Annotated in this window: 17 protein-coding genes; 4 read left to right on the forward strand and 13 right to left on the reverse strand. The window is 61.9% G+C overall.

All coding sequences use genetic code 11. From position 1 onward, the window contains the following. The first annotated feature begins 3 nt into the window (after nt 1–3). Nucleotides 4–1,194 (forward strand): adenosyl-hopene transferase HpnH, encoded by a 1,191-nt coding sequence (hpnH, locus tag AC1RNA_RS14345; RefSeq protein WP_048756437.1) that lies wholly within the window; start codon nt 4–6, stop codon nt 1,192–1,194. 91 nt (nt 1,195–1,285) lie between these two features. Here the strand turns inward: hpnH and AC1RNA_RS14350 are convergent, their stop codons facing one another. The 7 genes from AC1RNA_RS14350 to AC1RNA_RS14380 form a co-directional block, all read right to left on the reverse strand. Beyond that, nucleotides 1,286–2,095 (reverse strand): class I SAM-dependent methyltransferase, encoded by an 810-nt coding sequence (locus AC1RNA_RS14350; protein ID WP_492951528.1) that lies wholly within the window; start codon nt 2,093–2,095, stop codon nt 1,286–1,288. A 118-nt stretch (nt 2,096–2,213) separates the two neighbouring features. Further along, a complete protein-coding gene (locus AC1RNA_RS14355) occupies nt 2,214–2,933 on the reverse strand; it encodes a phosphorylase (protein WP_492951529.1) in 720 nt (239 codons plus the stop codon). A 5-nt stretch (nt 2,934–2,938) separates the two neighbouring features. Beyond that, entirely contained in the window at nt 2,939–4,900 is a 1,962-nt protein-coding gene (gene shc, locus AC1RNA_RS14360) for a squalene--hopene cyclase (protein ID WP_492951530.1), read from the reverse strand. Between the two features lie 10 nt (nt 4,901–4,910). Beyond that, nucleotides 4,911–6,176: a hydroxysqualene dehydroxylase HpnE gene (hpnE, locus tag AC1RNA_RS14365; protein ID WP_492951531.1), complete on the reverse strand. Its 1,266-nt coding sequence runs from the start codon at nt 6,174–6,176 to the stop codon at nt 4,911–4,913. Further along, the gene (gene hpnD, locus AC1RNA_RS14370) at nt 6,176–7,003 is read right to left on the reverse strand and encodes a presqualene diphosphate synthase HpnD (RefSeq protein ID WP_492951532.1); all 828 of its coding nucleotides are present in this window, start codon (nt 7,001–7,003) and stop codon (nt 6,176–6,178) included. The genes hpnE and hpnD overlap by 1 nt, the downstream gene beginning before the upstream one ends. Before the next feature lie 7 nt (nt 7,004–7,010). Continuing rightward, nucleotides 7,011–7,889: a squalene synthase HpnC gene (gene hpnC / locus AC1RNA_RS14375; protein ID WP_492951533.1), complete on the reverse strand. Its 879-nt coding sequence runs from the start codon at nt 7,887–7,889 to the stop codon at nt 7,011–7,013. A gap of 188 nt (nt 7,890–8,077) precedes the next feature. After that, nucleotides 8,078–9,667 (reverse strand): B12-binding domain-containing radical SAM protein, encoded by a 1,590-nt coding sequence (locus AC1RNA_RS14380; protein ID WP_492951534.1) that lies wholly within the window; start codon nt 9,665–9,667, stop codon nt 8,078–8,080. A 188-nt stretch (nt 9,668–9,855) separates the two neighbouring features. On the opposite strand from AC1RNA_RS14380, the gene fdhD reads away from it, so the two are divergent. From fdhD to AC1RNA_RS14395, 3 genes are read left to right on the forward strand one after another with little or no spacing between them, the layout of a single operon-like run. Further along, on the forward strand, nt 9,856–10,674 hold the full coding sequence (gene fdhD / locus AC1RNA_RS14385; protein WP_009338936.1) for a formate dehydrogenase accessory sulfurtransferase FdhD: 819 nt from the start codon (nt 9,856–9,858) through the stop codon (nt 10,672–10,674). Nucleotides 10,675–10,730: 56 nt separating this feature from the next. Then, nucleotides 10,731–11,489 carry an oxygen-dependent tRNA uridine(34) hydroxylase TrhO gene (gene trhO, locus AC1RNA_RS14390; RefSeq protein ID WP_492951535.1) on the forward strand — a complete coding sequence of 253 codons (759 nt, stop codon included), beginning with the start codon at nt 10,731–10,733 and terminating at the stop codon, nt 11,487–11,489. Then, nucleotides 11,482–11,703, forward strand: a complete 222-nt coding sequence (locus tag AC1RNA_RS14395) for a SlyX family protein (protein ID WP_048756451.1) — start codon at nt 11,482–11,484, stop codon at nt 11,701–11,703. Before trhO ends, AC1RNA_RS14395 begins: the two co-directional genes overlap by 8 nt. 12 nt (nt 11,704–11,715) lie before the next feature. Here the strand turns inward: AC1RNA_RS14395 and AC1RNA_RS14400 are convergent, their stop codons facing one another. The 6 genes from AC1RNA_RS14400 to AC1RNA_RS14425 all read right to left on the reverse strand — a co-directional run bounded on the left by AC1RNA_RS14400 (nt 11,716) and on the right by AC1RNA_RS14425 (nt 21,600). Continuing rightward, entirely contained in the window at nt 11,716–12,555 is an 840-nt protein-coding gene (locus AC1RNA_RS14400; RefSeq protein WP_492951560.1) for an aldo/keto reductase, read from the reverse strand. A gap of 93 nt (nt 12,556–12,648) precedes the next feature. Continuing rightward, the gene (gene glpD, locus AC1RNA_RS14405; RefSeq protein WP_492951536.1) at nt 12,649–14,169 is read right to left on the reverse strand and encodes a glycerol-3-phosphate dehydrogenase; all 1,521 of its coding nucleotides are present in this window, start codon (nt 14,167–14,169) and stop codon (nt 12,649–12,651) included. A 75-nt stretch (nt 14,170–14,244) separates the two neighbouring features. Continuing rightward, nucleotides 14,245–15,171: a FecR family protein gene (locus AC1RNA_RS14410; RefSeq protein WP_492951537.1), complete on the reverse strand. Its 927-nt coding sequence runs from the start codon at nt 15,169–15,171 to the stop codon at nt 14,245–14,247. Nucleotides 15,172–15,182: 11 nt separating this feature from the next. Further along, entirely contained in the window at nt 15,183–16,547 is a 1,365-nt protein-coding gene (locus AC1RNA_RS14415; RefSeq protein ID WP_492951538.1) for a tetratricopeptide repeat protein, read from the reverse strand. A 139-nt stretch (nt 16,548–16,686) separates the two neighbouring features. Continuing rightward, nucleotides 16,687–18,456, reverse strand: coding sequence for a glycosyltransferase (locus tag AC1RNA_RS14420; protein WP_492951539.1), 1,770 nt, complete (start codon nt 18,454–18,456; stop codon nt 16,687–16,689). A gap of 60 nt (nt 18,457–18,516) precedes the next feature. Beyond that, on the reverse strand, nt 18,517–21,600 hold the full coding sequence (locus tag AC1RNA_RS14425; RefSeq protein WP_492951540.1) for a multidrug efflux RND transporter permease subunit: 3,084 nt from the start codon (nt 21,598–21,600) through the stop codon (nt 18,517–18,519). Nucleotides 21,601–21,618 lie beyond the last annotated feature (18 nt).

Here is a 21,618-nt window from a genome sequence, read left to right on the forward strand (position 1 = left end):
TTCATGGCCATACCATTTTTCAAGGAAATCAAGATCGGTTCCTACCTGATGAAGCAGAAGCTTCTCGGCCGGAAACGCTATCCACTCGTGCTGATGCTGGAACCCCTGTTCCGCTGCAACCTCGCCTGTGCGGGCTGCGGCAAGATCGATTATCCCGATGCGATCCTGAACCGCCGCATGAGCGCGCAGGAATGCTGGGACGCCGCCGAGGAATGCGGCGCGCCGATGGTTGCCATTCCGGGTGGCGAGCCGCTGATCCACAAGGAGATCGGCGAGATCGTGCGCGGCCTCGTCGCGCGCAAGAAGTTCGTCTCGCTCTGCACCAACGCGCTGCTGCTCGAGAAGAAGCTCGATCTGTTCGAGCCCTCGCCGTACCTGTTCTTCTCCGTCCATCTCGACGGCCTGAAGGAGCATCACGACCAGTCGGTGTGCCAACAGGGCGTGTTCGACCGCGCCGTCTCCGCGATCAAGGCGGCGAAGGCACGCGGCTTCACCGTCAACGTCAACGCGACGATCTTCGACAACTATCCGGCCGAGGAAATTGCGAAGTTTCTGGATTTCACCACCGAGCTCGGCGTCGGCGTCTCGATCTCACCGGGCTACGCCTATGAGCGCGCGCCGGACCAGGAGCACTTCCTCAACCGCAAGAAGACCAAGGAGCTGTTCCGCGGCGTGTTCGCGCGCGGCAAGGGCAAGAAGTGGAATTTCATGCACTCGAGCCTGTTCCTCGACTTCCTCGCCGGCAACCAGGACTTCCATTGCGAGCCGTGGGGCATGCCCGCACGCAACATCTTCGGCTGGCAGAAGCCCTGCTACCTGCTCGGCGAAGGCTACGTGCAGACCTTCAAGGAGCTGATGGAAACCACCGACTGGGATTCCTACGGCACCGGCAAGTACGAGAAGTGCGCGAACTGCATGGCGCATTGTGGCTACGAGCCAACCGCGGCCAATGCCGCAATCTCCAACCCGTTGAAAGCCATGTGGGTCTCGTTGCGCGGCATCAAGACCGAAGGCCCGATGGCGCCGGAGATCGATCTCTCCAAACAGCGCCCGGCGCAGTACGTGTTCTCCTCCGAGGTGCAGAAGCGCCTGTCCGAGATTCGCGCCGACGAGGCCAAGGAAGCCGAAGCCAAGGCTGCGAAGCTCGCCGCCGCCAAGGCAGCCCCGGCTGCAGACGCTTCGACCGCCGCCTGATTCACGGACATACGAATGTGAAAAAGCCCCGGAGCGATCCGGGGCTTTTTTATTGTTCTGCCGGCTGACGACGATCACCTGCTCCGCGGCTTCACGTCAAACGAAAGCCTGGCGCGCCGTCAAGGTAAGACGATTGCCTGATTTTCCCATGGATCTTCGCCTTTATCCACGACAGCCATCCGGAATTCGATGACGGAAGCGTCACGTAGAGATCGACGATGTCGCCGATGAATTCCATGTCCCGCCGGCCGGCAAAGCAGGCGAACTTCGTTCGCATGAAATTCTTGTAGGACGCAGCCGAGCCTTCATCCGTCAGCAGCAGCTTGTTGGGCACCAGCGCGAAAGCACGCAGACTGCCGCCCTCCTGCCGATAGCGCACATACCCGCTGATCACGCCGGTCCCGTCCTGATTCAGGATGTCGTCCAGCGCGACGATGCCGCCTGTCGCGATCGACTGTTCCGCCAGATGAAGATCGCTCGCGGTGGTCGCTTCGGTATGCCCACCATCGACGGAGAAAAAGCGAATAGCACCGTGTCTGGAAATGTCGTGAACATCCAGTTTTGTGGAGTTCGCCGAAATGACGGTGATGGACGGCGGATAGAGGAAGTGTTCGACGTTCCGATCGAACACGCCACGCTCGCCGAGACCGCAATGGTCGATGTTCTTTTGCCTATTTTCAAACAGGTCGATCGCGATGGCCTTTTCGTTCGGGCACAACCCGCAGGCGAGCGCGATGAAATACTTGCCGCAATGGACGCCGATTTCGCAGATCGGACCCGACAGCCCGACAGCGCTCTGATGCTGCATCAATGCGTTGGAAATGATGGCCGTGGTTTTATCAAGCCATCCATCGATATCATCGATATGTGAAACGTAATAATTGAAAGTGCTCGTGATCATGACGAGCACCGTCTAGCGGGATTCAGGCTTATTCGAAAGGGAAAATAAAATATCTATCGTCGCACGATAGAGCCGCCTCAAGGCGATAGCAGGGAGATTCAACCTCTGCGAGGCTCGCCTACTCCGCCGCCTCGGCAACGCGGAAGCTGGACGCTCCATCGAGCCGGCTGCGATAGCTGCGCAGGCCGCGCAACGCGCGATTGAAGTCGCGTCCCGAATGTACCAGCGCACGAATCTGCGAAGGACGACGCGCGATGCCGCGCATCACCTTCCAGACATCGACATCGCCATTGGCCTTCAGCGCGGCCGCCGCGATCTCGGGCAGCGCGCGGTGCGCCGGGTCGCTGATGACGCGCAAGGCTGCGAACGGCAGGCTATGCTGGTCGGCATAACGGGCCGCGATATGGCTTTCCATATCGACGGCATCGGCACCGGTCGTCGCACGCAGCGCGGCCTTGGCCTTGCTGCCGAGCACGACCTCCTCCACGCCGGCGAGAATGCCGCGCACGATACGATGTTCGCCTTCCGGCAGGCCGTACAAAGCCTGGCTCAAACCCTCGGCGGCGAGCCAGCGGCCTTTGGCCGCGACGATCTCGGAAGCGATGACAATGTCACCCGAACGCAACTTCGGGCTCAACCCGCCGGCCACACCGAAGGAGACGATCCCGCTGATGCTCGCGGGATCGAACGACATCATCATCTCGCGGAGCTGGACCGGATTGCTGGAGCTACAAATCACCGTCAGGCCGGGGCCCGCGGCAATGCGGGCCTCCTGCTTCAATCCGGTGACGATAAGAACCGGTTTCTCGGTCTGCTGTGCGGAGTCTTCGACGGCCATCTCGCTCACATTCCAGCCCCTACGAACCGGCTGTTGCTGCTGCGCAAATTCCTATATCTGGCCATCGCCCACAAGGGGAAGAACTTAGAATATCCGTGGTATCGCAAATAGAACACACGGGGGAACCCACCGCCGGTGTAATCTGGCTCCTGCCAGAATCCGTCCACCCCCTGAGATTGCATAAGATTATTAATACCATTCTTGGTAGCAGGACGATCAACCCGTCCTGCCGCCATCAGGGCGAGCGTCGCCCAGGCGGTCTGTGACGCCGTGGTCGCATATCGCTCGTATCCTTTGTAATCCAGCCGGTAGCTGTTGCCGTCCTCGCCCCAGCCGCCATCGGCGTTCTGGATCGCCTCCAGCCAGTCGGCCGCCTTGGCGATCATCGGGTCGTCGTGGGGCACGCCCGCGGCATTCAGGGCACAGAGCGCCGACCATGTTCCGTAGATGTAATTGATGCCCCAGCGGCCGAACCAGGAGCCGTCGGCCAGTTGCGTCTTCCGCAGATACGCGACCGCGCGGCGCATCGGCTCGCTGGTCTCCAGCGTATCGCCGAGTTGCGCCAGCATCGATAGGCAGCGCGCGGTGACGTCATCGGTCGGCGGATCGAGCAACGCGCCATGGTCCGCGAACGGAATGTTGTTGAGATAGTATTCGAGGTTGTCGGCATCGAACGCCGCCCAGCCGCCGTCCACGCTCTGCAGCCCGAGGATCCATTCCTTGGCCCGCGCGATTGCGTCGTCGTATTTCGTAGTGCCGTCCATCCGGCGCACGCGGTCCATCGCCATCACGACAACGGCGGTGTCATCGAGGTCGGGATAATGCGCGTTGTTGTACTGGAAGGCCCAGCCGCCGGGCCGCACGTCCGGCCGCTTGTCCGCCCAGTCGCCCTTCACGTCGAGCACCTGACGCGGCAAGAGCCAGTCGAGCGCGGCCTTCGCCGCTTCCAGATCGGCGGCCTGCCCGCTTTCGATCATCGCATGCGCCGCAAGCGCGGTGTCCCACACCGGCGAGACGCAGGGCTGACAGTAAGCTTCGTCGTCCTTGATGACCAAGAGCCGCTCGACCGATTCACGCGCGAGCGCACGGTTCGGATCGTCCGGAGGATAGCCGAGCACGTCGTACATCATGACGCTGTTGACCATCGCCGGGAAGATCGCGCCCAAACCATCGACGCCGTTGAGGCGTTCGGTAACGAATTCCTCCGCCTTCCTGATCGCGCGTTGACGCATCGCCTTGGGAAAGAACGGATCGGCAAGACGCAGCACGCGGTCGATGATGTCGAAGCTCGTGAACCACACCTGACTCTGGTGCGCCGCCTTCGGCGTCGGGCCGATGGTCTTCGGGTCCTCGATGAACAATTCGCGTACGCCGATCCCCAGCGGATTCCGCGCGCGCGGCTTCAGCGTCATCAGCACCAGGAGCGGCACGATGACAGTGCGCGCCCAGTAGGAAATCTTGGTGAGATGAAACGGAAACCAGCGCGGCAGCAGCATGATTTCCACCGGCATCACCGGCACAGCCTTCCATTCGAGCTGGCCAAACAGCGCCAGCATAATGCGCGTGAAGACGTTGGCTTTGACCGCCCCGCCCCGCGCCAGCATCGTCTCGCGCGCTTTCTTCATGTGCGGGGCGTCCGGCGAGTCTCCGGCCATCTTCAGCGCGTAATACGCCTTCACGCTGGCACTCATGTCGAACTCGTGGCCGTAGAACAGCGACCAGCCTCCATTGTCGTTCTGCATGCGGCGCAGATATTTGGCGATCTTGCCTTCAAGCACGGTGTCGACCGGTTCGGCGAAATAGTGCCGCATCAGAATGTATTCGGCCGGAATGGTGACGTCGGCCTCAAGCTCAAATACCCAATGGCGATCCGGCTTCTGGACATCGAGCAGCGCGCGGCTCGCGGACGCGATGCCGTCGTCGAGGCGCTGCCTTTCGGGCGCAACCATGGTGGCGATGTCAGTCATGGTCGTTTCGTCACTCTTGCATTTGCAGGATCAGGTCGGCGGCATGATCGCCCGAGCGGATCGAACCTTCGATCGTCGAGGGCAGACCGGTATTGGTCCAGTCGCCGGCCAGGAACAGGTTCTTCAACTCCGTCGCCGCACCGGAGCGCAGCGCGTTCTGCTCAGGTGTCGCCTCGAAGGTCGCCCGCCGCTCGCGCACGATCTGCCACGGCGGCAACGGCCCCTCGGCGATATCGGTCGCAAGACCGGCCACCTTGCAGATATCCCGCCAGATGTCGCGCGCAAGGTCCTCGCGCGGCAGATTGAGGAGCCGTTCGGCGGCGCTGATGGTGATCGAGAGCCGGTCCGGGAACGCGAACAGCCATTCGATCAGCCCGCCGACTACGCCGGTCAGCGGCGGAACATTGGCCGGCGGCGTAAAGCGGAAATGCGCGTTGAGAATGGCGCGGAATTTGGTCGGCGCCTTGATGCCGGGCATCAATCCCGATGCCGCGCGCGCGGGCACCGCCAGCACCACGACATCGCCCGGGCCGAGCGGGATTGTCTCGGTGCCGAAATTGAGACCCGTGGCGCGCAGCGGCGAACGCTCGATCTTTCGTAGTTCATGCCCGAGCGTCAGCGAACCGCCCTTCTTCTTGATCAGCTCGATTGCAGGATCAATCAGCACCGGTGAAAGGCCGTCACGCGCGATCAGCGGCCGGCAAGCCGCCCCGCCCGCAAGCAACGTCTCGCGGACAATGGCCCCGGCCAAACCGGCAGACCCCTGCGGCGGCTCGACGTTGAGCGCGGCAATCAGCAGCGGTTGGACCAGACGCTGATACAGCACGCCCTCGCAGGAAATGGTGTCCTCGACTAGCGCCTCGGGCTGCGCCCAGGCCAGCGGCAGCAGCGCCAGATAATCGCGGACATACGTATCCGGCACGCGGCGCTTGGGATCGAACAGCCAGCCCGGAAAACGGCCCGCGCCGAGATCGAGCAGCCAGCGCTTGCCGCTCGCAACATCCATGAACGGGAATTGCGCGCGCACCGGACCAACGAGCTTGTCGTAGGTATTCAGCGCCTTGGCGTAGAGACGCACATGATGATTGCCCGACAGCATCAGATGATTACCGTTGTCGATCACCATGTCAGTGGCGCCGTCGTAATACGAGCGGCAGCGGCCGCCGGTGTATTGCGTGGCCTCATGAACGTGGACTTCGAATCCCTCCTTCGCCAGACGCACGCCTGCGCTCAGGCCCGAGAGCCCGGCACCGATGATGTGAGCGGTCTTCGTCATCAGAACACCGCGTAGCGCAAGAGGATCGACATTTTCGCAGCTTTACTCAGTTTCACAGACTGCCGCGGCGGCGCGAAGCCGCGCGCAAGAAGCCGTTTGAGGATTTCCTGATAATATTTCGACATGATGCGCGGCGCGCGTACGTTGCTGCGCGGATATCGCGCCATGATTTCGTCCGCCTTGGCGAAATACACCTTCACCCGCTCGATGATCGGCGCGCAGACCTTCGGCACATTCGGATCGGCGGCGACCACTTGCGGATCGCTCGACACGATGCCTGCGGCGTCCAGCAATTCGCGCGGCAGATAGAGACGGCCGATGCCGGCGTCCTCATCGAGGTCGCGCAGGATATTGGTGAGTTGCAGCGCGCGGCCGAGGTTATGCGACAACGCAATGCCGTCCGCCTCCGACAGGCCGAATACGCGCACCGAAAGGCGGCCCACCGCGCTCGCGACACGGTCACAGTAAAGATCGAGCGTCGCTTCATCCGGCGCACGGATTTCGGCAGGTACGTCCATCTCCATGCCGTCGATGATGGCGATGAAGTCCTCGCGCTTGAGGCCGAACCGTTTCACCGCAGGCAAATAAGGTGCCACGCGCGGCGGCGGATTTCCGGCATAGAGCGCATCGATATCGCGCCGCCATTGCGCCAATGCTTCAAGACGCTCGGCACGCGGACCATCGGAATCCGCGATGTCGTCCACCTTGCGGCAGAAGCTGTAGATGTAGAACATCGCCTCGCGCTGCTCGCGCGGCAGGATGCGCATCGCCGCGTAGAACGAACTGCCGGAAGCCGTCTGAGCCGGTGAAGTATCGACGTCGGTCATGGCAGGATCATGCGCCCGTGGATAGCCGCGGCATTGATTTCACGCCGGCCGCCCGGCGTCCGATTTCCAGTCCCGACGCAATAGAAGCAAGCATCAGCATCGACAGCTTCGACAGATGCACGTTCTCGCTGAGCGGATCGCGCGTCTTCAGAAGATTGACGATCTTTCTGGCAAAGGTATCGATCACGGCGATCTCCATGCCAAGCCGCGCATCCTTCACCTGCGAGGAGAACGACGCGCTCTGCATGAGGAGCGCCTCGTTGCGCCCGGCCAGCGATTTCAGACAGGCCCGCAGCGCAGGCGAGGCCTTCGCCTGCCCCAGTTCTTCGACCGAGGCTCCCGCCACCTGCAACGCATCGAGCGGCACATAGACGCGATTGAGGTCGCGATAGTCCTTGCCGCAATCCTGCAAGTGATTGTTGATCTGCAGCGCGGCGCACAGCGCATCGTTCGCAGCCCAGGTCGCGCGATCCTCGCCATGCACGTCGAGCATAAAGCGGCCGACCGGCATCGCCGAATAGCTGCAATAGTGAATAAGATCGTCCCAGTTGTCGTAGCGCAACTTGGTGACGTCCATGCGGAATGCGGTGAGCAGATCCTGCGCGTGGCGCGGCGGCATCCCGCGTTCGGCGAATGCACGGCGCAACGCTACCGCTTCCGCCTGCGTCTCGCCCTTCCCCAGCAATTCCGCTTCGAGCCGGTCGAGCTGGTCGAGCTTTTCTTGCGGCGGCAGACTAATGTGATCGGCGATGTCATCCGCCGTGCGCACGAAATTATAGAACGCGAAAATCAGCGCGCGATGACGCGGATGGATCAGCTTCGAGGCGACGGGGAAATTTTCGTCCTTGTGTCCCTTGCCCGAGCGCAATTCGCCGGCAGCCGTCATGACTGACGCCCTTTTCGCAGCATCGCCAAATGGCATGCAGAAATAGACCAAGACTGGGCGAACGAGTTCGTCACGACGACCTAAGATACTGTTTTCATTAAAGAAAAAGCGGCGTCGCCGCTGAGAGAGGCCATATTACCCTACCCACGCGGGGAATGCGAGAGGGCCTAAGGGGCTGAAAATGCGGCCTATTCCGCCGCCTGCGGCAACACTGCGGCAGGTTTGTCGGAATAATATGACGCGGTCTGGCGGCCACTGGAAGCACCGCGCGCGAACGTAATCAGATGATGCGCGACGAGGCTGCAACTGATGAAGCGTTCAACATCGCCCGCCTTCAGGCGCGGCCATGCGAACTTCCAGAATTCGCGGCGGTAATCGCCACGCACGCCCGCATGCCAGATGATCTTCGCCACCATGGTGAGGCCGCGCCTGATGTTCGCCGCTGTCAGCCGCTGTTTTGTCGGCGGCGGATGGATGCGGTTCGGATAGGTATGCTCGATCTGATGCTGGAAGCGCGCGAACATCTTCTCCGGCGTGTAGGCGCGGCCCATGCATTCGCGCCACATCGCGACCACTTGATCGTAGGGCAGCAGGAAATCGACATTGGAATCGCGGTCCGTGTTTTCAATCAGGCGGCCGGCACGTTGCAGGCGATCCCATAGCGGCGTCTTGGGGAGCGCCTGCAACAGATTGATGGTGAGCAGCGGAATCTGCGACTGTTCGATGAAATCGAGAATCCCCTCGCCTGACTCTTCGGTATCGGTGTCGAGGCCGAGGATGATGCCCGACACCACTTCGAGGCCGTAGCTGTTGAGCGTCTGCACGCCCTCCAGGATCGGCACCATCATGTTATGCTCTTTTGACATCGCCTTCAGAGCGTTCGGGTCCGGCGTCTCGATGCCGCAGAACACCGTGAGGAAGAAGGCGTCGTGCATGAGCTGCAGGATTTCCGGCCGTTTGGCGATGTTCAGCGTCGCCTCGCAGGCGAACTGCACCGCATAGCCATTGCGCTTCTGCCATTCGACGAGATGCGGCAACAGTTCGAGCACCGCGCGGCGGTTGCCGATGAAATTGTCATCAACGAAATAGACCGCGCCCGACAGTCCGTTCTCGACCATCTTGTCGAGCTCGGCGATCACCTGCTGCGGCGATTTCAGGCGCGGGTTGCGCCCGTACAGGCCCGGAATGTCGCAGAACTCGCATTGATACGGACAGCCGCTGGAGAACTGGATGCTGCCAAGAAAATATTTGCGCAAGGGTATGAGTTCGTAAGCTGGCAGCGGAAATTCCGTCATGGCGAGACGCTCATGCGTCTCCAGCATCACCTGCCGCTTCGGACGTGCGGGATCGGCGCTGAGGCGCGCGAACAGATCATCCGTCGCATCGCCCATCTCGCCGATGTGCAGATAGTCGAACTCGGGATAGTAGTCGGGGCACGCACTGACAGAAGGGCCGCCAAGCGCGGTGGGCAAATCATGTTCATGCGCGCGGCGGCAGATGTCGTTGATCTGTTTGCGCTGGATGTGCATGCCGGAGACGAACACGGCCTCGGCCCATTCGAAATCCTCAGCGGTGGCGGCACGGATGTTCTCGTCGATGAAGCGCACGCTCCAGCCATCGGGCAATGCCGCCGCGATCAGCAACAGCCCCTGCGGCGGCATGAAAGCCTTCACGCCGTCCGTCAGCGGATAGGCATATTCGAACGTGCCGAACGACGGCGAGTATTTCGGAAAAACACACAGAATGCGGCGTGGTGCAAGCCCGGTTGTCTTTTTCATGCGCGCTGTCTGCCTCCCCGATTCACTTGCCAAGCCCGCCACAGCTTTTCGGTGACAATGGGGCGACGCATGTCAGCCGCCCGCAGCGTCCATTTTGCCCTTGCGAGACGGCCCCAACCGCTTACCCTGACGTGCATGATGTCCTATATGATGTGCACCGACGGAGTTGCCGGGACAGGATACAACGCATGACCGAGCCGACAGTTTCAGCCCACCGCCAGATCTGGCGCGAAAGCGGCCTCACCGAGGGCGATCGTACCGTGCCAGAGGAAACGGCGCTGGCAATGTCCTACAATGCGGGCACCCATGCGGTGATGATGGGCACCCCGCAGGATCTGGAGGATTTTGCGATCGGCTTCAGCCTGACGGAGGGCATCATCGACTCCGCCGACGGCATCGACTCGCTCGAGGTTGTTCCGCAGGACGAAGGCATCGAACTGCGGATGTGGCTGAAGCCGGAGAGCGCCGCCCGGCTCGGCGAACGCCGCCGCCACATCGCGGGCCCGACCGGCTGCGGCCTGTGCGGCATCGATTCCATCTCTGAAGCCATGAAGCCCGTCGCCATTGTCGGCAAAGGCATCACCGTGACGCCCGCGCAGATCATGGCCGCGATGCAGGCGCTCTATCCCTTGCAGAAGCTCAACACGCTGACCCGCGCGGTTCATGCCGCCGCGTTCTGGGAGCCGGATCGCGGCATTCTTGATATTCGCGAGGATGTCGGCCGCCACAACGCCCTCGACAAGCTCGGCGGCGCGCTCGCGCGCAAAAAGATCGACGCCAACCGTGGCGCTGTGCTGCTGACGAGCCGCGTCTCGGTCGAGATGGTGCAGAAGACCGCCTCCATCGGCGCCTCGCTGATCGTCTCGGTGTCGGCGCCGACCGCGCTTGCGATCCGCATGGCGGAACGCGCCGGGATCACGCTCTGCGCCATCGCGCGGTCCGACGGCTTCGAGATCTTCACGCACCCGCACCGGGTCGCGGCGAACGAAGCGATCCATGTCGCCTGAAGCACGTCCCCTGACGCCGCCTTTTCCCCTGCCCGCCTTGCCATTATAAGACCGCGATGTCGTACAAAGTCGCCGCGTTCTATCAGTTTACTCCGCTGCCGGACTTCGAGAGTCTGCGCGAGCCGTTGCGCAACATGTGCGCAGCACTCGACATCAAGGGCATCATTTTGCTTGCCGCCGAGGGCATCAACGGTACGGTCGCGGGCAACGCCGTCAACATCGACGCGCTGATGAAGCAGATCCAGCAAGGCGCGCTGTTCGGCGGGCGGACCAATAACCTCGAACTGAAATTCTCCACCGCATCAGACATGCCATTCAACCGGATGAAAGTCCGGCTGAAGAAGGAGATCGTCACGCTCAAGGACGATGGCACCGATCCCACGAGGCAAGTCGGCACCTATGTCGACGCGCAGGACTGGAACGAACTGATCGCCCGCCCCGGCATGGTGCTGCTCGATACCCGTAACGACTTCGAGGTTGAGATGGGCACCTTCGAGGGCGCGGTCGATCCGCACATCAAGAGCTTCAGCGAGTTCAAGGAATTCGCCGACCATACGCTGGACCCTGCGCGCGACACCGAGATCGCGATGTTCTGCACCGGTGGCATCCGCTGCGAGAAAGCCAGTTCCTATCTTTTGTCGCGTGGCTTCAAGAACGTCTTCCATCTCAAGGGCGGCATTCTGAAATATCTCGAGACCATTCCCGAGGGCGAAAGTCGCTGGAAGGGCGACTGCTTCGTGTTCGACCAGCGCATCGCGCTCGGTCACGGCCTGACCGAACGCGCGGCCCAATTACAAGGTGACGACGATGAGTAACGCAGCCGAACTGGCAAGCCGGATCGAGGCGCTGGAAATCCAGGTCGCGCATCAGGATGCGACCGTCGAGGCCCTCAATCAGGTCATCACCTCGCAGTGGAAGCAGATCGATATTCTTACGCGGCAGATGGCGCGGCTGACCGACCGCATCGCCGCCGCCGAGCAAAGCATCCCATCGACGCCGGGTAATGAGCCGCCACCGCCCCACTACTGAAAGTTCTGCACCTCAAAGCATCGGCAAATGGCTCGGCTCGCGCCCACGCGGGAAAGCCTTGTCGATCTGCGCGATCTCGGCGGCGCTCAGTTTCAGGCCTCCGGCTCCGGCATTCTCCGCTGCATGAGCTGCCGACGACGCCTTCGGGATCGTCACCACGGCAGGCGCGCGGGTGAGAAACGCCAGCGCGACCTGACGCGGGCTCGCGCCATGTGCCGCCGCGATCTGTTGCAGCACTTGCCCACCTTCGGATTTAGGTGCCGGAAAATCGCTGTGCCCGAAAGGCGAATAGGCCGTCACCGTGACGCCGTGCGCCTCGCACCACGGGATCACCGAATGTTCGATCGCGCGTTCCTTGAGATGATAGAGCACCTGATTGCAGGCGATCTTGCCCTTGCCTGCGACCTCGTAGATTTCCTGCAAGTCGCCAGCATCGAAGTTGCTCACGCCCCATGACAGGATCTTGCCGTCCTTCTTGAGCTGCTCGAAGGCGCTGACGGTGTCTTCCAGCGCGTAGCCGCCGCGCCAGTGCAAGAGATAGCAATCCATCCGGTCGGTGCGCATCCGCGCCAGCGAGCGCTCGGCGGCCTTGATGGTGCCCGCACGCGAGGCGTTGTTCGGCAGCACTTTCGACACCAGAAATACTTCATCGCGCCGGCCCTTGATGGCATCGGCCACCACAAGCTCGGCGTCGTCATACATCTCGGCGGTGTCGATATGGGTCATGCCGAGGTCGAGGCCCTTCTGCAAGGCCCCCACCGCAGCCGCATGATTGCCGTGGTCGATGTACCAGGTACCCTGCCCGATCACCGAAACCCGCGTTCCGGTGGCCCCCCACACCTTCGTCTGCATTGCATTATCCGTCATCATCGGCTCCCGGCTCGTTCCGGTACCGCTTAGCGCATCTCATCTCGTTGCAAAAGGTGGAAGCGCGCCCTTAGACGCTCAATACGGATCCGGCGCGACAGGCTTCCGCTGTGTCGCCATCCACGCATCGAGCGTGGCGACTTCCTGTTGCGTGAGCCATAGCCCGAGCTTCGAGCGCCGCCAGACCACATCTTCCGCCGTCTGCGCGAATTCATGCGCCATCAGATAGCGTACCTCACGCTCCGTCAGCGTGTGGCCGAAATCGCGGCCAAGGTCGGCGATACCCGCTGCCCGGCCGAGAAGGCGCTTCGCATGGCTTCCATAGGCACGGACCAGCCGCCGCGCATGGCGGCGCGGCAGGAACGGATAATCCTGTAGCAGGAGATCCGTGAGCGCATCGACACCGCCGACCGCGAAATCGCCCCCGGGCAGCGGCGTACCTCCGGTCCACGGTGCGCCGCCGCTGCGCAAGTATGGCGACAATTTCTCCAGCGCATGCTCGGCGAGCTTGCGATAGGTCGTGATCTTGCCGCCAAACACCGACAGAATCGGCAACCCGTCCGGCACGTCGAGCTCGAACACATAATCGCGCGTCGCGGTCCGTGCCTCGTTGGCGTGATCGTCATAGAGCGGCCGCACGCCCGAATAGCTCCACACCACATCGGACGACTGCACCGGCGTCGCCAGATATTCGCTCACCGAGGCGCACAGATAGTCGATCTCCTCCTGCGTCGCGCGTACCTTCGATGGGTCGCCCTCGTAGTCGCGATCCGTCGTGCCGATCAGGGTGAAATCGTCCTGATAGGGAATGACGAAGATCACCCGGCCATCGCCGTGCTGGAACGTATAGGCATGATCATGCGTATAAAGGCGTGGCACGACGATGTGGGAGCCCTGCACGAGGCGGATATGCGCCTTGGCCTCGACGCCCGCGCGCTCCGTCAGAATCTCCTGCACCCAGGGGCCACCCGCGTTCACAAGGATTCGCGCCCTGATGGTGCTGCGCATTTTTGTGGCCGTGTCCTCCACCACAAGCTCCCAGACGCCATCCTCTCCCCGCTTCGCCTGCACGGCTTGCGTTCGCGTGGCCACCATCGCGCCGCGCTCGACGGCATCCAGCGCGTTGAGTACGACGAGACGGGCATCGTCCACCGTGCAGTCGGAATATTCGAACCCGGTTTTAAAAATTGGCTTGAGGGGTTTTCCCGCGATGTCGCGGCGCAGGTTCAGCGTTCGCGTGGCCGGCAGACGGCGACGACCTCCGAGATGATCGTAAATGAAAAGCCCGAGCCGCAGCAGCCACGCAGACCTCAGCCCGTCATGGTGCGGCAGCACGAAGCGCTCCGGCGCAATGATATGAGGCGCAATGCCCCACAGCACCTCGCGCTCGATCAGCGCCTCGCGCACCAGACGGAATTCGTAGAACTCGAGATAGCGCAGGCCGCCATGAATGAGCTTGCTCGACCATGACGAAGTGCCGCTCGCCAGATCATTCATCTCGCACAGGTAGACCGAGTAGCCGCGCCCTGCCGCATCGCGCGCGATACCGCAGCCGTTGACGCCGCCGCCGATCACCGCGAGATCGTAAATCTGCTCCAAGGCCGCCCCTGCTCACCGATGGCGAGCAAACCGGCTCGCTCGCCGATCATAGCGGCAGCGCCAATGAATTTGGAATTAATGCGAGCTGTAAGAACAGCAGGGATAACAGGGAGGAGGACCGCCCGTAGTCGGCTGTTGCTGGGTCTGCCCGGCCTGCGCCTTGTTCTTGGCGAGTTCGTTGCCGCCATCGAAAATCGAGACATAGCCGAGCGGGTCGGTCCCCGGCGGATGGCTCGGATCCGGCAGCGTGCTTGCGCCCAGCCCCTGACGGCTCGCCATCTGATCGGTCGGCAGTTCGATCGCGCCGCCGCTTTGTCCCGGCTTGCTGGTCAGGTTGGTCATGATCTGCGCGAGCAGCGCATCGGACACCCGGAACGGCTCCGGAATTGGATCGTTCGGGCCGGTCACACAGGTCGCAAAACCAGGCCTCACCGTAGCCGAGCCGGTTGAGTTCTTGATGGTCGAGGAGCCAACATGGCCGACGATCAGTTCGCCCTTGCAGTTGGCGACATTCGGATCAGCTGCGGCATAGCCCGCCGTGATCGGATAGACGATGGTGGCGACGCCGCCACGGATGCCAAGCGTCGCGACCGGCGTCTTGATGGTGACGCCTGCGGTGTGGCTGATCTGGCCGCCGACGAAACGCAGCACGCCCTTGCCGACCGAGGCGACCATTTTGCCGGTGCCCGCATTCGGATCGTAAACATATTCGTCGATCACGATGTTGCTGTTGCGGCCGACATTGAGCGTCGAGGTATCGGGAAAAAGGATCTGCGTCGACCCAGACGGCGAAGTCTGGATGCGCTCCTTGTGAATGACATTGGTGCCGATCGCCAGCATGCGCGAGGCGTTGCCCGGCGGCGTACCTGTCGCATCCTGATTGACCGCGCCGACCCGGCCGACATTCTGTGCTTCGCCAGGCGCGACAGCAAGGAGCGTCGAGGCGCTGGACAGAAGCACCGTGAGGAGCGGAGCAAGGCAGGATCGTACGCGCTTATCCATCGCAAACATCCTCAGAACCGGAATGTCGGCCCGGCGATGACCGAGAAATTGTTCAGCCGGTAGTTCGGCAAGTTCGAATTGTTGCGGTCGTATTGCAGCGTGGTGGTGAAGCCGATCGCTTTGGTGATCGGCGTGTTGAAGATTGCACCGGCGCTCCACTGGTTGTCGTGGCGCACGGTAGCCGGATCGATGTTCGGGTTGGCCGCATCAAACCGCGTGTTGGCGTATTTGAAGTACGGCGAGATGCTCCAGTTGCGCGGAATGCTGACGAAAGGTGGCGCGAACTCCCATGTCAGCGCCGCTTCCAGCCCCCATGAGTCGAACGCCTGATAGACGAAGTCGGCATCACCCCGGCGATACAGGCCCCGCCCCTCCAGCCGCACGGTCTGGCTGATCTGCCATGAGCCACCGACAGCGCCGGTGTACCAGTTGCCCGAGCCGTAGCCGGAGAACGTCTGCAACGGGCTGCTGGTGAAATCGGCATGACGCCATTCGAAGCTTGGTCCCCACGCAAAGCGGGTGCCGGTCGGGAAATTCAGCGCGACGCCCGCGCCGCCGGTCGACATATAGGACGAGCCGCCGACCCAGGTGTTACCGCCGACCAGATAAGGCTTGATCGTAGCGCCAGGTAACAGTTCAGGCGCCAGCGCGATCCGTGGGCCGACCGAGATGTCGAACAGACCGACATTGAGATCGGAGAAACGGTCCTGCGCGGTGAGATAGCCGGCGAAGCGCGTTTCCAGCACGTCGCCGCGCGAATTCAGATCGTAGTCATGACTCAGACCCGCAAGACCGAACCGGTTGACGTCGCTTTTCTTCTGCGACGACAGCGGCAGCGCGAACAGCGTGCCGCCCGACAGCAACGAGCCGGTCGCAGGCGCGTAGTTCGCATTCGACTGATAGCGCACGCCGGTCTGGAAGAAGCCGGAGAAGCGGCTCGGCTGCAATTGCTTGTTGGCGTCCGGCAGATAGGCCTCGATGCGTGCGCGCGTCACCGGATCGAGATCGGGGCTGGCCAGCGCTTCCTTGAAATAGCGTTTCGCCATCTCGTAGGAGCCGAGCCGGAAATACAGTGCACCCAGCTCATACTTAACCCGCGTCAACTTCGGGTTGTAGAACAGAAGCCGCTCCAGCGCGCCGATCGCCGCCTCATAATCGGTATTGGCGGTGGCGACGCGGGCATATTCAAAGGTGATCTCATGGTTCGTCGGGTTGCGAACCATCTGCTGGTAAAGGCGATTTTGCTCGGACGCGTCCTGCGCAACGGCGGAAGCGACACTCCCCAGCCCTGCGATAATAGCCATGGCAAGCAGTCCGCCCGCTCGCGGCACGGCATTCGCCTTGGCCCAGGATTCAAGATCAGCCCAAAAACCCATGCCTGTTGGTCCCCTCAGCCCAACGACAGGTTCAACAACCACAAAAATTTCCGGAATCAAACGGGGGGTGCCGGGCGGGAAACTGGATTCCACCCCGGAGTCACCGAAAAGCCTCAGATTCTATCGTATCCGGTCAGCGCTACAGCCCAGCCGCGCGATACATATGCCGCACCCAGCGGTTGACCTGATCGAACGTCATCCGCGCCGGAAAATCCGCGGTTGCGCCATAACGCTCAAGCAATTCAGCAAGATACGAGCCTTCCGGCGGCGCAAGCTGGGACGGGATTCCCGCCCGCCGCCAGACCTCATCCTGCAGATGCAGAAACCGCGCATCGGCAGCGGTGCGATACAATTCATCCCGCTTTCCCGGGTCGAACAGATCGGGGACGTTGAGCCAGGAAATCGGGCCGAGCCCATCTTTTGACTGCGACAGAATATCGCGACCCAATACCAGCTCACTCAACAATGCCGCTCCCGCGCGCTCCCACGCCTCGGGACTGTTATCGAGTGTATCCGCTTTCGTGCGCGCCTCGACCATCAGCGGATGATGGACCGGGAATTTCAACACCGCCACTGGCGTGCGGCGAAACACGTCTGGCGGCGCGATATAAACGTCCCCGTCCGGCAAATCCGGTTGCATCAGCATCACGTCGGGATCGATCCACCAGCCGCCAAGCTGTTCCAACAGCGCGTAACGAAACAGGTTCGCACGGATGCCTACTTTGCCACCCGCAAGCGGACGCAGCACACGTTCCTCCGGCAAGATCTCCCGCGCATCGCGAACATGAAGTCCGTCCGCGAAGCGCGCACCGTCGGAATAGGTTAACACTTCGACACGATGGCCACGGCGGGCGAAACTCGCAAAACACGCCTGCTGATACGGCGGCATCACAGCGCCATGCCAGAATGTGCGCACCGTCTGCGGATGCGCGCTTTGCGTCTCGAACGGCAGATGCTGCGGCTGTTGCGGACGATAGAGCCGGTCGCGTGGCTGCCAGCCGTCGCGCCGCAGCGCCTGCATGAAGTCACCCACCGCACTCGCGGAGAAATCCGGCTCACCGGCCCGCCGCTTGTATTCCTCCAGAATGCAGTCCTCCATCGCCCATGACGCGATGGATTCGTAATTGAGCCTGCCCTGCTCCGGCACATCGATACCGAAGCGCGCAAACAGCACATCGAGAAGGCTGCCGCGTGGCGGGCCGTAATCTCTTGGAATCCGCAGCGCCGCCCATGCGCCATTCCACAGATGGGTAAAAGTGCAGCCTTCGAGCCGCGCGAGAAGCGCCTCGCATTGGGCGGGATCGAAAAACGCCAGCGCCTCGTTGAACGGAATCGCGTAAGCGTCCCGCGTCGGAGCCGCCAATCGATCCAGCCCATGCTGTTGCAACATCCGGCTGAGCAGCGGCGTGCCGATCATGGCGCGCGCTTCGTCCTCCGTCATCGTGTCCGCTTGAGGGAGTAACCGCTCCGCTTCCGCGACAAGCTCCTTCAGAACCGCCGCGCCCTTCGGAAATTTCAGAAGCCCCGCAAAGATGCGTGCCTCGTTGGCACGGCCGAAATACACCTCGCCCTGCGGAAGCGCATCAGCGAGGCAGACGATATCGAGATCGGCGTACCAACCCCCGAACTTCTCCAGCATCACATAGCGGAACAGGTCAGAATGGCGCGCCCACGCCTTCGCATTCCCGGAATTGTAGCGATTGAAAATATCGAGCGGCAGAACCTCTGCGGCGTCACGCAACTCGACGCCGTCCGGCACCGCGAGGCTTTTGTCGTACGCGTACAAAATGACGCGCGCCCCGGCGCTGAGAAAACTCTTCAGCGACAGGATTTCGTAAGCGCTGAGCGGAGGCCCAACCCAGAAAAACCGGACTTCATCGCGCAAGGAGGGTGGAGGCGGAGAACTCATCCGCCCATTGTGACTGCGGGTCCCCGCCGCCGCAAGCGGTGGGGACCCGCGTCAACCCTGTCAGGAGGCGACGCTCGCCTCGAATGCCTCGATGTCCTTGGTGCGCTTCGAGACCGCATGGGCCGAGTGGTCGGTCGCGATCGCGACATACACCGCAGGCAACACGAACAGCGTGAACATCGTGCCGATGGTCCTGCCTGCCACGACGACAAGGCCTATGGAGAAGCGGCTCGCCGCGCCCGCGCCGCTCGCCGTCAGCAGCGGAATGAGGCCAGTCACCATCGCCGCCGTCGTCATCAGGATCGGACGAAGGCGCACGCGCGCCGCCTTCTCGATGGCCATCCGCTTGTTGAGGCCTTCCTTCAACTGGAGTTCGTTGGCGAACTCCACCATCAGAATGCCGTGCTTGCTGATGAGGCCGATCAGCGTCAGGAGGCCGACCTGCGTGTAGATGTTGATCGTGGCGACGCCGAAGAACAGCGGCACCAGCGCGCCGCTGATCGCCATCGGCACCGAGATCAGGATCACCAGCGGGTCGCGGATACTTTCAAACTGCGCGGCCAGCACCAGGAAGATGATGATCAACGCGAAGCCGAACGCCACCGCGAGCTGGTTGCCTTCCTGTTTGTACTGGCGCGCATCTGCCAGATAGTCGTGTCCGAAACCGGACGGCAGTTGCTGTGCCTGCTTCTCCAGGAAGTCCACTGCGGTGCCCACGGTCACGCCCGGCATCGGCACGGCCTGGAAGGTCGCGGAATTGAGCTGGTTGAAGTGGGTCAGCGCGTTGGGGTCAGTGCCGGTTTTGATGTCCACCAGAGTCGAGAGCGGAATCTGGTCTCCATTGGCAGCGGACACGTAATAGCCGTTGAGAGCTTCCGGCGACAGACGAAGGGCACGTGGCACCTGCGGGATCACCTGATAGGAACGTCCCTGCAGGTTGAAGCGGTTGATGTAGTTGCCGCCGAGCGCGACCGCCAGCGTGTTGCCGATATTCAGCATCGTCACGCCGAGTTCATTCGCCTTGTTGCGGTCGATGTTCACCCGCACCACCGGCTGGTCGAAGGCAAGGTCGCTGTCCGAGACGATGAACAGGCCGCTCTTGCGCGCGGCAGCCTTCAGCTTCTCCATCTCCTGATAGACCTGCCGGAAGTCGCTGGTGGAATTGATCACCATCTGCACAGGCAGGCCGCCCGGGCCGCCCGGCAGCGCCGGAAGGTTGAACACGAAGGCCTGCGTGCCGGTGATCTTGCTGACCGCGCCCTGCACTTCCTGCTTCATCGCGGTGGAGGAACGCTTGCGCTCATCCCATGGCTTCAGGATCATGCCCGCGATGCCCTGGTTGGCGACAGGCGTGCCGTTCAGCACGAAGGTCAGGTCGGTTTCAGGGAAACTGCCGAACACCTTGCCGAGCTGGTCGCCGTAATAATTGACGTAGTCGATGTTGGCGTATTTGGGCGCCTTGGTCAGCGAGAACAGGATGCCCTGATCTTCCTCGGGAGCAAGCTCCGCTTTTGAGTGGGTATAGAGGAATCCAACAAGAAACAGGATCACCAGCGCGAACAACGCTGTGATGGGCCGATAGTCCAGCGAGCGGTCGAGACGGTTGCCGTACCAATCCGTCACCGAACGGAAAACCGCATCGACTTTGCGGGCAAACCATCCCTGCTCGACATGCGTGAGCAGAATCGAACACATCATCGGCGACAGCGTCAGCGCGATAATGCCCGACACGATCACGGAACCGGCCAACGTGAAGGCGAACTCACGGAACAGCGCGCCGGTGACACCGCCGAGGAATCCGATCGGCGCGTATACCGCAGCGAGCGTGATTGTCATCGAAATAACCGGGCCGACGATTTCTCGCGCGCCTATCATGGAGGCCTGAACAGGAGACTTCCCCTCCTCCAGATGCCGGTGAATATTTTCCACCACCACGATGGCGTCGTCGACCACAAGACCGATGGCGAGCACCATCGCCAGCAGCGTCAGCAGATTGATACTGAAGCCTGCGAGCAACATCAGCGAACAGACGCCGATCAACGACAACGGAATGGTCACGACCGGAATGATCACTGAGCGCAACGACGCCAGGAACAGGAAGATCACCACGATCACGATGATCACGGCTTCGCCGAGCGTTTTTTCAACTTCATCGATCGACGACTGAATGAACTTGGTCGAATCGTAGGCGACCTTCATTTTCAACGTCGGCGGCAGACTGCGCTCGATTTCCGGGAACAATGCCCGCACACCCTTGACGATGGTCAACGGGTTGCCTTGCGGCGTCGCCTGAACGCCGATGAAGATGGCGTGCTGGCCGTTCATCGCCACGCTGGAATCGTTGCTCTGCGCCGCCAGTTCGACGGTCGCGATGTCTTCCATGCGCACAAGGCCGCCGTTCTTCGACTTCACGACCATGCGCTTGAACGACTGCACATCGCTGAGGTCGGAGTTGGTGGTGACGTTGGAAACGATGAAGTAGCCTTTGGTCTGGCCGGCAGCCGCCTGATAGTTGTTGGCCTGGATCGCCGCCGCAACATCCGCCGCGGTGACGCCCCGCCCCGCCATGCGCGCGGGATCAAGCCACAGCCGCATCGCAAAGGTCTGGCCACCGAGAATGTCGGCGGACGCCACGCCGTCAACCGTGGACAGGATCGGCTGGATCACGCGCGTCAGATAGTCGGAGATGGCCGAGCCGCCCAGTTCGTCACTGGCGAAGCCGATATACATCACGGCCGTGGTCTGGCCGGTGGATTTGGTGATGACCGGGTCGTTCGATTCCTTCGGAATGAGATATTTGACCGAGTTCACCTTCGCCAGAACCTCGGTCAGCGCCTGGTTGGGATCGAAGTTGAGCCGCACATACACCTGAATGGTGCTGGTGCCCTGCACCGAGGTCGAGGTGATGTAATCGACGCCTTCGGCCGATGCGACCGCCTGCTCGATCGGAGTCGTGATGAAGCCCTGCATCAATTCGGGCGATGCACCGGGATAGCTTGTCGTCACGGTGACCACCGTGTTCGACAGCTTCGGATATTGCCGGATCGGCAGGCTGGTCGCGGCCTTGAAGCCGATCAGCAGGATCAGCAGGCTCACGACCAGCGACAGGATCGGCCGCTTGATGAAAATATCGGTAAAGACCATGAAAGCTGGCTCCGGCTG

It is taken from the genome of Afipia sp. GW821-FHT14H12, assembly GCF_058803465.1.